Raw genomic sequence first — 270 nt, forward strand, 5'->3', positions numbered from 1 at the left:
ACTGTAATACGGAATTGATTTTGCTCTTGTGATTGATTTTGAGCATCTGATTCCACTGGTTTTTGAGCTTCTAACTGAGCTTGGCGATTTCGTTCTACTTCTTCAGCTTTTTGTCTTTCAATCTCAGCTTGACGAGCACGTTCCTCTTCTTCCGCTTTCAACTTTTGAATTTCCACTACTACCTGTGCTTTGTTTTCTTCGAGCTTTTGTTTTTCCGTCTCTACTTGCTCTTTACTCTCTTTTAATTTAACAGTCTCTTTATCTAAAACT

At 37.4% G+C, this 270-nt stretch carries 1 pseudogene; it reads right to left on the minus strand.

Annotated features, from left to right (window positions below):
* Positions 1-270 (minus strand): annotated as a pseudogene (locus MR160_RS34355) (C40 family peptidase); the annotation flags it as partial.

Source organism: Bacillus cereus group sp. BfR-BA-01382, from assembly GCF_022663475.1.
Lineage (GTDB): Bacteria > Bacillota > Bacilli > Bacillales > Bacillaceae_G > Bacillus_A > Bacillus_A thuringiensis_S.